Raw genomic sequence first — 12306 nt, forward strand, 5'->3', positions numbered from 1 at the left:
ACGCCTGCCGACGGAAACGCCGTCTGAGCCGTCAGGACACGGTGCGGACGAGGTCCGCGGCGTGTTTGCGCAGCAGCGCGGCGGCGTCGCGAACCGCGACCTCGACCGACGGCGCGTGATCGGCGAGTGCGACCGACGCGGTGATCCCGGCCTCGGCCAGCTCGTCCGCGCCGAGCGCGACACGTCCCGCGATGGCCGCGACCCGTGCACCGTGACGCCGTGCGATGGCGGCGATCCCGGCGGGTGCCTTGCCCGCGAGGCTCTGTGCGTCCAGCGAACCCTCGCCGGTGATCACCAGGTCGGCTCCGCGCACCGCCTCGGCGACCCCGGTCAGTTCGACGACGAGGTCGAAGCCGGATTCGGCCGTGGCGTCGAGCGCGGCCATGGCACCTCCGGAGATGCCGCCGCCCGCGCCTGCGCTGGGCCGGTCGGCGAAGCCGAGCGCGTCGGCCCACGTGCGCAGCGCGGCACCGAGCAGCTCGATCTCCTGCGGCCGCGCGCCCTTCTGCGGGCCGAAGATCGCCGCGGCACCGTCCGGACCGTGTAGCGGGTTGGTCACGTCCGTGGCCACGCGGACGCGGGCGTCGCCGAGCAGTGCGCGCGGCCGGGTCAGGTCGACGGCCGCGACGTCGGCCAGTGCGCCGCCGCCGAGCCCCACCGGGGCGCCGTCGGCATCGGTGATGCGGGCACCGAGCGCCTGCAGCATGCCGCTGCCCCCGTCGGTGCTGGCTGTTCCGCCGACGGTGAGCACGATCTGTGTGGCACCGCGGCCGAGGGCGTCGGCGATGAGCTCGCCGACGCCGTAGGTGTGGGCCGCGAGGGCGACGTCGCTGGACGGGGTCACGTGTTCGATTCCGCACGCCCGCGCCGACTCGATGTACGCGGTCCCGTCGAGCGTGACGTACCAGGCGTCGACCGGCTCGTCCAATGGCCCGCGTACCCGCAGGTCGACGCGCGTTCCGCCGGCGGCCAGCAGTACGTCGAGCGTGCCTTCGCCGCCGTCGGCGACCGGGCACAGGGACACGTCCGCGTCCGGGAGCGCGTCGCGGACGCCCGCGCCGATCGCCTCGGCGGCCTCGACGGCCGTCAGGCTTCCCTTGAACTTGTCGGGTGCGATCACCACGCGCCGCGGGGTGTGCTCGCTCACGGGGTCACCTCCGTGATCGCGGGCTCGCCGGACAGGACGGCGATCACATTGCGGGCCGCCAACGTGGCCATCGCGGTGCGCGTCTCCACGGTCGCCGAACCCAGATGGGGAGCGAGCGCCACGTTGTCCAGCTCGAGCAGCTCCGGGTGGACCTCCGGTTCGTTCTCGAAGACGTCCAGACCGGCGCCTGCGATCACGCCGTCGCGCAGCGCCGCCGCCAGTGCGGCCTCGTCGACGACCGGCCCGCGGGTGGTGTTGATCAGGAACGCCGTGGGCTTCATCGACCGGAGTGCCGCCTCGTCGATGAGGTGCCGGGTGTCCGGGGTGAGCGGACAGTGCAGGGACACGACGTCGGCGGTGCGCAGCAGCTCGTCCTGGGGCAGGTACGTGGCCTCGAGGCGGTCCTCGACCTCCGACGGCGCCCGCCGCCGTCCGCTGTAGGCGATCCGCATGCCGAACGCGCGCGCCCGCGTGGCCATCGCCTGGCCGATCTGGCCCAGCCCGATGATGCCGAGCGTCTTGTCCTGGATGCCCGAGCCGAGCATGAATCCGAGGTGGAACGACCACGGCGTGCGGGAACGGAGCAGCCGTTCGCCCTCGCCGAGTCTGCGGGTGGCCGACAGCAGCAGGCCGAACGCGATGTCGGCGGTGGCGTCGGTCAGCACCCCCGGGGTGTTGGCGACCGTGATGCCGCGCTCGGTGAGGGCGGGCACGTCGATGTTGTCGTAGCCGACCGCGACGTTGGCGATCACCTTGAGCTGCGGACCTGCGGCGTCGGCGAAGTCCCCGTCGATGCGGTCCCGCAGGGTGACGACGGCCGCGTCGGCGCCGGCGACCACGCGGTGCAGTTCGTCGGCGGGCAGCTGCCGGTCGGGATCGGGTGACCACACCTCGCCGGTCTCGTGCAACAACGCCATGGCGTCATCGGGGATCCACCTGGTGACCACGATCCGCGGTCGGGTGCCGGTCATCGCATCGCTCCTTCGTCGCACGCGCCCGAAGGCACCCTATCGAGGAGCGGGGCAGACCTGTCGAGACCGCTGTGACCAGGTCGGTGACGTCAGTCCCAGCGCGGGCCGTGTCGACAGGGCCGGCGTCTACAGAGTTGCCGTCGACAGGGCCGGCTTCGACAGGGCTGACCGACAGGGTCGTGTTGTCGACATGGTGACTGCGGCCGGCGGCCTCACGTCGCGAGGCGTTCGATGATGGTGACGTTGGCCGTGCCGCCGCCCTCGCACATCGTCTGCAGGCCGTAGCGGCCGCCGCGCCGTTCGAGTTCGTGCAGCAGCGTGGCCATGAGTTTCGTGCCGGTTGCGCCAATGGGGTGGCCGAGGGCGATCGCGCCGCCGTTGACGTTGACGCGGTCGGGATCGGCGCCGGTCTCGTCGAGCCAGGCCAGCACGACGCTCGCGAACGCCTCGTTGACCTCGAACAGGTCGATGTCCTCGACGGTCAGGCCGGTGCGGCGCAGTGCCCGGTGCGTCGCGGGGATCGGGCCGGTGAGCATCCACACCGGGTCGGCGGCCGACACCGACAGGTGGTGGATGCGCGCGCGTGGCCTCAGCCCGTGGTCGCGGACGTAGGCCTCGGACACCACGAGCGCCGCGCTGGCGCCGTCGGAGATCTGACTCGCCGTGGCGGCGGTGATGCGGGAGTCGTCGGTGAGCGGGGGCAGGGCGGCCATTTTCTCCGCCGACGTGCCGCGCCGGGGGCCCTCGTCGGCGGTCAGATCATCGAACGGTGCGATCTCCCCGGCGAACCGTCCGGTGTCGGCTGCCTCCAGCGCGCGCCGGTGGCTGCGCAGCGCGAATTCCTCCAGCTGTTCGCGGGTGAGGTCCCAGTGGCGGGCGATCATGTCGGCGCTGCGGAACTGGGACACCTCGACGTCGCCGTAGCGTGTGCGCCAGCCCGTCGATCCCGAGAACGGGTCGGGAAATCCGTGCTCCCGCCCGGCGAGCATCGCCGCGCTGATGGGGATCGCGCTCATGTTCTGCACCCCGCCTGCCACGACGGCGTCGGCCGTGCCGGACAGCACCGCCTGCGCGGCGAAGTGCACCGCCTGCTGGCTCGACCCGCACTGCCGGTCGACGGTCACCCCGGGGACGTGGTCGGGCATGCCTGCGGCGAGCCACGCGGTGCGGGCGATGTTTCCGGACTGCGGACCGAGCGTGTCGGTGCAGCCGAGGATCACGTCGTCCACGGTCGCCGGGTCGATGTCGGCGCGCGTGACGAGCGCGCTCAGCACATGTGCCGCGAGGTCGGCGGAGTGCACAGTGGACAGCGCGCCGCCGCGTCGTCCCACGGGCGTGCGGACGGCGTCGACGAGGTAGGCCTCGGCCATGGTTCCTCCTACGGGTGCTGGCTGGACACGGACACGGTCTCGCCCGTGAGGTACGTGGCGTAGTCCGAGGCGAGCCACACCATGACGTTCGCGACCTCCCACGGTTCGGCCGCGCGTCCGAAGGCTTCCCTGCCCGCGAGGTCGGCCAACAGCTCCTCGCTCGTCACCTTGGCCAGGAACGGATGTGCGGCCAGGCTCGGGGCGACGGCGTTGATGCGGATGCCGTGGGAGGCGACGTCCATCGCCGCGCAGCGGGTCAGTGCCATCACACCCGCCTTGGCCGCCGCGTAGTGCGCCTGCCCCTGCTGTGCGCGCCAGCCCACCACCGAGGCGTTGTTGACGATCACGCCGCCGTGGTCCTGTTCGACCATGCGCTGCGCGGCCGCTCTGGTGCACCGGAACGTGCCGTTCAGCGTCACGTCCAGGACCCGGGACCACTCGGCGTCGGTCATGTCCAGAATGGACTGTGTGCCGCCGAGGCCCGCATTGTTGACCGCCACGTCGACCCGGCCGAAGCGCGCGACGGTCTCGTCGAACAGCGCGCGCACCTGGTCGTCGCTGGTGACGTCACAGGGCACCGCGTGGATCCGGCCGAGTTCGGCGAGTTCGTCGGCCGTGGCCTTCAGCCGCCGTTCGTGCCAGTCGCTGACCACGACCCGCGCGCCCTCCTCCACACAGCGCCGCGCCGTGGCCGAACCGATGCCGGTTCCCGCCGCGGCGGTCACCACGACCACCTTGTCCGCCAGCAGGTCCCTGGCACGCGGATACGGGGGGACGCTCATGGCCGCTCCTGTCTCGGTAGACCGAGCACCCGCTCGGCGAGGATGTTGCGCTGGATCTCGTCCGAACCGCCGTAGATGGTGTCGGCGCGGCTGAACAGGAACAGCCGCTGCCATGCGTCCAGTTCGCCGCCGGTGGTCAGCCCGCGGGCGCCGCGGGCCCGCATCGCGAGCTCGCCGAGTCGCCGGTGCCAGCCCGACCACAGGAGTTTCCCCACCGCCACGTCGGGTCCCGGCTCACGCTCGAGGGTGCGCAGCGCGTGCGCACGCAACACCCGCAGGTCGATCCAGGCGCGGGTCAGGTCGGCGCGCAGGATCGGGTCGTCGATCGTCCCGGTGCGTCTCGCCTCGGCCACGATCCCGTCGAGTTCGCGCCGGAATCCGATCTGCTGGCCGAGCGTCGACACGCCGCGTTCGAACCCGAGCGTGCCCATCGCGATCCGCCATCCGTCGCCGGGTTCGCCGACCACGAGGTCGGCGTCGGTGCGCGCGTCGTCGAAGAACACCTCGTTGAACTCCGAGGTTCCGGTGAGCTGGGTGATCGGCCGTACCGTCACGCCGGGCTGGTCCATGGGAACGAGCAGATAGGACAGTCCGCGGTGCCGGAACGAACCGGGTTCGGTGCGCGCCAGGACGAAACACCAGTCCGCGACGTGCGCCAGCGACGTCCAGATCTTCTGTCCGTTCAGCACCCACGACGTGCCGCGTTCGTCGAGCCGTGCCGACGTCGACACCGCGGCCAGGTCCGACCCGGCGCCCGGTTCGGAGTACCCCTGGCACCACAGCTGCTCGACCGCGCGGATGCGCGGCAGGAACCGACTCCGCTGTTCGTCGGTGCCGTAGGCGATCAGCGTGGGGCCGAGGAGCTGTTCGCCCAGGTGGCTCACGCGTGCCGGCGCCGCGGCCGCGGCGTACTCCTCGTGAAAGACGACCTGTTCGGCCACGCTCAGTCCGCGGCCGCCGAACTCCTCCGGCCAGCCGAGGCAGGTCCATCCGGCCGCGGCGAGGTGGCGTTCCCATGCGAGCCGCCGGTCGAACGCCTCGTGCTCGCGTCCGGGTCCGCCGAGGCCGCGGACGTCGGCGAACTCACCGGTCAGGTTCTCGGCCAGCCAGGAGGCCACCTCCCGCCGGAATCGCTCGTGGTCTTCCACTCACACCTCCTGCTACCGTGCGCTAGCATAATAAGAACACGTTCTAGATTTTGCGTCCAGGGAGGGAGTGGCATGGTCGCGGTGGCCTCGGTGCAGACGATCCCTGCGGTGCTTCGATCTGCTGCAGAACGGTTCGGGGACCGGACCGCGATCATCGACGGCGCCGTGTGTTTGACCTACCGGGAACTTCTGGAACACGTTCGCATGGTGGCGCGGGTCTACCTCGCAGGCGGGGTGCGGCGCGGTGACCGGATCGCGGTGAACTCGCCGAACACGCACCACTGGGTCGTGGCCGCGCTCGCCGCGCACTACGCGGGCGCCACCCTCGTGCCCGTCAACACCCGGTTCACCGGAACCGAGACCGTCGACCTCCTCCGGCGCACCTCCGCGAGGGTGCTCGTCGTCGCGGGCGACTTCCTCGGCGTGGACCGCCTGGCCGGTATCCGTGCGGCGGCCGAGCCCGGCGACCTCGCATCCATCGACCTCGTCGTGCGGGTCCCACTGCCCGGACCGCTCCCGCCCGACACCGGTGCCGACCCCGATACCGGCACCGTCGACTGGCCGGAGCTCCTCGAGACCGCCCGCGCCGCCGATTCCGTCACCCCTGCCGACGTCGAGGCCAGGGCCGACGAGGTCAAAGCCGACGACATCAGCGACATCCTGTTCACCTCGGGCACCACCGGGCGCAGCAAGGGCGTGCTGTCGGCGCACCGGCAGGCACTCGACGTCGCATCGGCGTGGGCCGACTGCGGGCGGCTCGGGCCCGAGGACCGGTACCTCGTGGTCAACCCGTTCTTCCACAGCTTCGGCTACAAGGCGGGCATCCTCGTGGCGCTGCTCAGCGGCGCGGCGCTCGTGCCGCAGGCGACGTTCGACGCGGCCGCGGTCCTGGAGGTGGTCGACCGTGAGCGGATCTCGGTTCTGCCCGCCGCGCCCACGGTGTTCCAGACGTTGCTCGACCACCCCGACCGTGACTCCCATGACCTCACGTCGCTGCGGCTCGCGGTGACCGGTGCCGCGACGGTGCCGGTGCGGCTGGTCGAGCGGATGGGCGGCGAACTCGGTTTCGACACCGTGCTCACGGCCTACGGGCTGACCGAGGCCGTCGTCGCCACGATGTGCCGGCCCGGTGACGATCCACGGACCGTCGCGCACACCAGCGGACGTGCCGCTGCGGGCTTCGAGGTGCGCGTCGATGCCCGCGGTGAGGTGCTGCTGCGGGGCCCGAACGTGATGCTCGGCTACCTCGACGACCCGGAGGCGACCGCGAAGGCCGTCGACCCCGACGGCTGGCTGCACACCGGCGACGTCGGACGGCTGGACGAGGCGGGCAATCTCACGATCACCGGCCGGCTCAAGGACATGTACATCTGCGGCGGGTTCAACGTCTACCCGGCCGAGATCGAACAGGAACTGTCCCGTCTGGACGGTGTGCGCGAGGTCGCGGTGATCGGGGTTCCCGACGAGCGCCTCGGCGAGGTGGGCAAGGCGTTCGTCGTGGCCGACGGACTGTCCGGCGACGACGTACTCGGCCACTGCGCCGCCCATCTCGCCAACTACAAGCGTCCCCGATCGGTCGAGTTCGTCCCGGCACTGCCGCGCAACGCCTCGGGGAAGGTCCTCAAACGCCTGCTGGTCAAGGAGAGAACGGCATGACCGACGAGCACAGCGGCAACGGATCCGGCAACCGCTCCGGCAACCGCTCCGGCAACGACCCCGGATCCGCCGCGGGATCGGGATCGGAACCGGTCGTGCGGTACGAACGGCGCGGACCGGTGGCGGTCGTGACGATGAACCGGCCGCAGTACCGGAACGCGCAGAACTCGGTGATGACCTACGCGCTGGACGCGGCGTTCACCAGGGCCGTGGACGACCCCGAGGTCAAGGTCATCGTGCTGGCGGGGGAGGGACCGCACTTCTCGGCCGGCCACGACATCAGCTCACCGGGCCGCGACGTGGACGTCTCCTACGACCGTAGGGCCGTGCTGTGGTGGGACCACGTCGACCGGGAGGGCGGCGATCGGCGGTTCGCGCGTGAGTCCGAAGTGTACCTGGGAATGTGCAGGCGCTGGCGGGAGATCCCGAAGCCGATGATCGCCTCGGTGCAGGGCGCATGCATCGCGGGCGGGCTGATGCTGGCGTGGTCGTGCGACCTGATCGTGGCCTCCGACGACGCGTTCTTCGCCGATCCCGTGGTACGCATGGGAATTCCGGGCGTGGAGTACTTCGCGCATCCGTGGGTGCTCGGGGTCGCGGCCGCCAAGGAGGTGCTGTTCACCGGGCAGCGGTTCAGCGCCCGGCAGGCCAAGGAATGGGGAATGGTCTCGCGTGTGGTACCTCCCGCGGAGCTGACCTCGACGGTGACGCAGCTGGCGGAGAGGATCGCCGAGATGCCCTCGTTCGGCCTGGCACTGACGAAGAAGGCGGTGAACCAGGCACAGGACCTGATGGGCATGCGGTCCGGAATGGACTCGGTGTTCGGCTTGCATCACTTCGCCCACGCCCACAACGCCGAGACCCAGGCAGATCCCCTCGCGGGCCAGACCGCGGCGTCGATGCGGGACGCGGGGAGCTGACATGGACCTCGACATCGATCCGGCCTCGGCGGTGTTCCGGGAGGAGGTCCGCGACTGGTTGGCCGAGCACGTGCCTCGGTCCGCCCTGCCGTCGATGGACACGGCGGAGGGCTTCGCCGCCCACCGGGAATGGGAGGCGAAGCTGGCCGATGCGCGCCTGTCGGTGGTCACCTGGCCCGCCGAGTACACCGGCCGCGACGCCTCCCTGCTGCAGTGGCTGCTGTTCGAGGAGGAGTACTACGCCGCGGGCGCGCCGGGCCGGGTCGGACAGAACGGCATCTTCATGCTCGCGCCGACCTTGTTCGCGCACGGCACCGGGGCCCAGCGGGACCGGATCCTTCCCGCCATGGCCCGCGGCGAGCAGGTGTGGGCCCAGGCGTGGTCCGAACCGGAGGCGGGCAGCGACATCGCCGCGCTCCGCAGCAGGGCGGAGCGGACCGACGGCGGCTGGCTCGTCTCCGGGCAGAAGACGTGGAGTTCCCGGGCCGCGTTCGCGGACCGGGCGTTCGGCCTGTTCCGCAGCGATCCGCACTCGCAGCGGCATCGCGGGCTGACCTACCTCATGATCGACCTGCGTGCCGACGGCGTGACGGTGCGGCCGATCCCGCAACTGGACGGAGAGTCCGGATTCGCCGAGATCTTCTTCGACGAGGTCTTCGTGCCCGACGACGACGTGATCGGGGAGCCGGGCGACGGCTGGCGGGTGGCGATGACCACGGCCAACAACGAGCGAGGTCTGTCCCTGCGCAGTCCGGGCCGGTTCCTGGCCTCGGCCGAGCGCCTCGTGCAGCTGTGGCGGGAACGGGGAGCCCCCGAGGAGGCGGCACCGCGGGTCGCGGACGCGTGGATCGACGCGCGGGCCTACCAGCTCTACACGTTCGGCACCGCCGCCCGGCTGGCCGAAGGAAGGCAGCTGGGCCCCGAATCGTCGGTCAACAAGCTCGCTTGGTCCACATTGGATGTCGAACTGCACGAGACGGCCCTCGATCTGCTGGGCCCCGACGCCGAGGTCGACCGGTCGTGGGTGGCGGGGTACCTGTTCTCGCTGGCTGGGCCGATCTACGGCGGTACCGACCAGATCCAACGCAACACCATTGCTGAACGCGTACTCGGACTGCCCCGGGAGCCGCGCCCATGACGTTCGTCCTCACCCCCGAACAGGAGGCGTTCGCCGCGAGCCTGCGCGATCTGCTGGCCGCGGCCGACACGCCGCACATCGCCAGGGAATGGGCGGCCGGCAGGCCGGATCCGGGCCGCAAGCTCTGGCGGGAGCTCGCCGACCTCGGCGTGTGGGCGTTGCTGATACCCGCCGAGCAGGGCGGGCTCGGAGCCGAGCCCGCCGACGCCGTCGTGGCCTGGGAGACGTGCGGCTACCACGCCGTGCCGGGGCCGGTGGTGGAAACGCTCGGTGTCGCGCCGCGGCTGTTGGCGGGGGAACCGGGCACCCTGACGCGGATCGCGGCCGGCGACGTGATCGCCACCGCGGCCTTGCCGCCCGAGGTTCCCCGCGCGCTGGACGCCGACGTCGCCGACGTGGTCGCGTACTGCGACGGCGAGGCGGTCACCACGCCGTCCGTGCGGAGTGCGGGCACCCCTGTTGCGTCGATCGATGCCGTGCGCAGGGTGTTCGCCGTCCCGGGCGGCGGCGAGCGGGTCGCCGATCCGCGGCCGCACGCGTTCGAGTTCGGGGTCCTCGGGGTGTCGGCGCAGTTGATCGGCATGGCCGCGCGCATGCTGGACATGGCCACCGAGTACGCCGCGCAACGCCGGCAGTACGGCCGGATGATCGGGTCGTACCAGGCGGTGAAACACCTGCTCGCCGATGTGGCGATGCGCCTCGAGATGGCCCGGCCGGTGGTGTACGGCGCCGCCGTCGCGGCGGCTCTCGCAGACCACACCGACGCTGCCGATCACACAGACCCTGCTGGTCGCACGGGACCCGCTGGTTGTGCCGTGTCCACCGATCTCGTGCGCGACACCTCCGCGGCCAAGGTCGCCGCCACCCGGGCGGCGCTGCTGGCGGCACGCACCGCACTGCAGGTGCACGGCGCGGTCGGCTACACCGCGGAGCACGATCTCGGGCTGTGGCTCACCAAGACGCGTGCGCTGGCCGGCGCGTGGGGTGGTACGGACCACCACCGGCGGCGACTGCTGTCGGCGTTGAGGGGGACCGATGTCGCCTGACGAACGTGCGGCGATCCGCGCGGAGCTCGCCGAGGCGGTACGCGGCCTGCTCGCCAAGCACGCCGACGTGCGGGCCGCGATGGCGGCACCCCGCGGCTACGAGGAGGAGGTCTGGTCGTTGCTGTGCCGGCAGGTCGGCGTCGCCGGGCTCGCCGTCCCCGAACGGTACGGCGGCGCCGGGGCACGCGTCGCCGAGGTCGGTGCAGTGGCCCACGAACTGGGCCGCGCGCTCACTCCGACTCCGCTGCTCGGTTCGGCCGTGCTGGCCGTGGGCGCGATCATCCGCGCGGCCGGGGAGGACGCGTGCGCGCGGTTGCTGCCGGACATTGCGGCGGGAGCGAGGGTGGCTGCGCTGGTGTGGTCCGGAGTGGACGGCGACTGGTCGTGCGCTCCTCCGATGCGGGATCGCGGCGGAACACTGGACGGTGCCGCCTCGTACGTCCTCGACGGAGACACTGCGGACGTGCTCGTCGTCCTCGCCACCGACGACGACAACGGCGACAGCGACGACGACAGCGGCGGAGGCGATGCCCGAGTCGGAGTGTACGAAGTGGACGCTCGTCACGACGGTGTCGAGCGAGCCGACGCCCGTGCCCTCGACCCGACCCGCAGACTGGCGACCGTCCGGATGCGCGGTGTGCCGGGGCGGCGACTCGGCACACTGACCCCGCAGGCGCTACGGCGGTTGCGGGCCGACGCGCTGGCCGTGCTCGCCGCAGAACAGACCGGCGCCGCCGAACGTGCACTCGAACGCACCGTGGAGTACGCGCTCCAGCGCCACCAGTTCGGCAGGCCGATCGGGGGTTTCCAGGCGGTCGGACACCGGTTGGCCGATGCCTACGTTCGCCTGGAAACCGCCCGGTCCGCCTGTCACGCCGCGCTCGAATCCGCATCCGGCCCCGACGACGAGGCCGCGTGCATCGACGCCGCCGTCGCGAAGGTCGTCTGCTCGGAGAGCTCGACCCACATCGCGGCCGAGATGATCCAGCTCCACGGCGGCATCGCGATCACGTGGGAGCACGACGCACACCTGTACTTCAAGCGGGCACACGGCAGCGCCGCGCTGTTCGGCCCACCGCAGCGCTACATCGACGCCCTCACGGCGTACCGACTCGGTGACGGCGTCGACGAGTGGTGCGTCAGCGGCGGTTGAACGTGTCCGGGTCGGGGCCGGTGCGCTCACCACGGTCGAGCTCGGCCAGGGCGGCCATGTCGGCGTCGTCGAGGCTGAAGTCGAACAGCTGGAGGTTCTCGGCCATCCGCGACGGGGTCACCGACTTCGGGATGATCACGTTGTCCAGCTGCAGGTGCCACCGCAGCACGATCTGCGCGGCGGTGCGGCCGTGCTTCTCGGCGAGCCGGGTCACGGCGGGGTCGGCGAGCAGCGTGCCGCCCTTCGCCAGCGGGCTCCAGGCCTCGGTGACGATGCCGTGGGCGGCGTCGTACTCGCGGGCCTCCCGCTGCTGCAGGTAGGGATGCGCCTCGATCTGGTTGACCGCGGGCACGATGCCGGATTCCTCGGCCAGCCGGTCGAGGTGCGCCGGCTGGAAGTTCGACACGCCGATGGCCTTGGCGCGGCCCTCGGAGTGGATGCGCTCGAACGCCTTCCACGTCTCGACGTACAGGTCGACCTTCGGCATGGGCCAGTGGATCAGGTACAGGTCGACGTAGTCGGTGCCCAGCTCGGCCAGGCTCTGGTCGAACGCCTTCAGCGTGGCGTCGTAGCCGTGGGCGTCGTTCCACAGCTTGGTGGTGAGGAACAGCTCCTCGCGCGGAACGTCGGATTCGGCGATCGCCTGTCCGACGCCCGACTCGTTGCCGTACAGCGTGGCGGTGTCGATGCTCCGGTACCCGGCCTCGATCGCGGCCTTCACCGCGACGGCGGTCTCCGGCGGCGGCACCTGGAACACGCCGTAGCCGACCTTCGGCATGGACTGCCCGTTGTTGAGTTCCACCGACGGAATGTCGATCTCGGTCACTGCCTTGTCCTTTCGCTGGATTGCCCCTGTGAGTCTGGGGGGAGAGGGGCTGCGGCAGCACGCCGTGGGCGCCGCGATGGTGAGGGCTGTCGTCTCGTGCCCCTCCTCGTTCACACTGTGCTCCTCGGGCCGGTGTCGTACAATGTTCG

Annotated in this window: 11 protein-coding genes; 5 read left to right on the forward strand and 6 right to left on the reverse strand. The window is 71.5% G+C overall.

Annotation, left to right across the window (positions count from 1 at the left end):
* Nucleotides 1–31: 31 nt before the first annotated feature.
* From IF64_RS0113755 to IF64_RS0113775, 5 genes are all read right to left on the reverse strand, one after another.
* Nucleotides 32–1147 (reverse strand): glycerate kinase, encoded by a 1116-nt coding sequence (locus IF64_RS0113755; protein ID WP_036876584.1) that lies wholly within the window; start codon nt 1145–1147, stop codon nt 32–34.
* On the reverse strand, nt 1144–2118 hold the full coding sequence (locus IF64_RS0113760; RefSeq protein WP_030532496.1) for a 2-hydroxyacid dehydrogenase: 975 nt from the start codon (nt 2116–2118) through the stop codon (nt 1144–1146). The genes IF64_RS0113755 and IF64_RS0113760 overlap by 4 nt, the downstream gene beginning before the upstream one ends.
* A 212-nt stretch (nt 2119–2330) precedes the next feature.
* Nucleotides 2331–3488, reverse strand: a complete 1158-nt coding sequence (locus tag IF64_RS0113765; protein WP_030532497.1) for an acetyl-CoA C-acetyltransferase — start codon at nt 3486–3488, stop codon at nt 2331–2333.
* 8 nt (nt 3489–3496) lie between these two features.
* Entirely contained in the window at nt 3497–4270 is a 774-nt protein-coding gene (locus IF64_RS0113770) for an SDR family oxidoreductase (protein WP_030532498.1), read from the reverse strand.
* Nucleotides 4267–5418 carry an acyl-CoA dehydrogenase family protein gene (locus tag IF64_RS0113775; protein WP_030532499.1) on the reverse strand — a complete coding sequence of 384 codons (1152 nt, stop codon included), beginning with the start codon at nt 5416–5418 and terminating at the stop codon, nt 4267–4269. Before IF64_RS0113775 ends, IF64_RS0113770 begins: the two co-directional genes overlap by 4 nt.
* Nucleotides 5419–5490: 72 nt before the next feature.
* On the opposite strand from IF64_RS0113775, the gene IF64_RS0113780 reads away from it, so the two are divergent.
* Genes IF64_RS0113780 through IF64_RS0113800 form a run of 5 tightly spaced genes read left to right on the forward strand, consistent with a single transcriptional unit; the run spans nt 5491 to nt 11331 of the window.
* Nucleotides 5491–7074, forward strand: a complete 1584-nt coding sequence (locus IF64_RS0113780; protein ID WP_030532500.1) for a FadD3 family acyl-CoA ligase — start codon at nt 5491–5493, stop codon at nt 7072–7074.
* Complete coding sequence (locus tag IF64_RS0113785) at nt 7071–7994, forward strand: enoyl-CoA hydratase (RefSeq protein ID WP_084705848.1); 924 nt, start codon at nt 7071–7073, stop codon at nt 7992–7994. The genes IF64_RS0113780 and IF64_RS0113785 overlap by 4 nt, the downstream gene beginning before the upstream one ends.
* A gap of 1 nt (nt 7995) precedes the next feature.
* On the forward strand, nt 7996–9132 hold the full coding sequence (locus tag IF64_RS0113790) for an acyl-CoA dehydrogenase family protein (protein WP_030532502.1): 1137 nt from the start codon (nt 7996–7998) through the stop codon (nt 9130–9132).
* Nucleotides 9129–10178 (forward strand): acyl-CoA dehydrogenase family protein, encoded by a 1050-nt coding sequence (locus IF64_RS0113795; protein ID WP_030532503.1) that lies wholly within the window; start codon nt 9129–9131, stop codon nt 10176–10178. Before IF64_RS0113790 ends, IF64_RS0113795 begins: the two co-directional genes overlap by 4 nt.
* Nucleotides 10168–11331: an acyl-CoA dehydrogenase family protein gene (locus IF64_RS0113800; protein WP_051757837.1), complete on the forward strand. Its 1164-nt coding sequence runs from the start codon at nt 10168–10170 to the stop codon at nt 11329–11331. The genes IF64_RS0113795 and IF64_RS0113800 overlap by 11 nt, the downstream gene beginning before the upstream one ends.
* Here IF64_RS0113800 and IF64_RS0113805 read toward each other — a convergent pair.
* A complete protein-coding gene (locus IF64_RS0113805) occupies nt 11318–12109 on the reverse strand; it encodes an aldo/keto reductase (RefSeq protein ID WP_051757851.1) in 792 nt (263 codons plus the stop codon). The genes IF64_RS0113800 and IF64_RS0113805 overlap by 14 nt on opposite strands.
* Nucleotides 12110–12306: the final 197 nt, after the last annotated feature.

The organism is Prauserella rugosa (assembly GCF_000719975.1).
GTDB classification, from domain to species: domain Bacteria; phylum Actinomycetota; class Actinomycetes; order Mycobacteriales; family Pseudonocardiaceae; genus Prauserella; species Prauserella rugosa.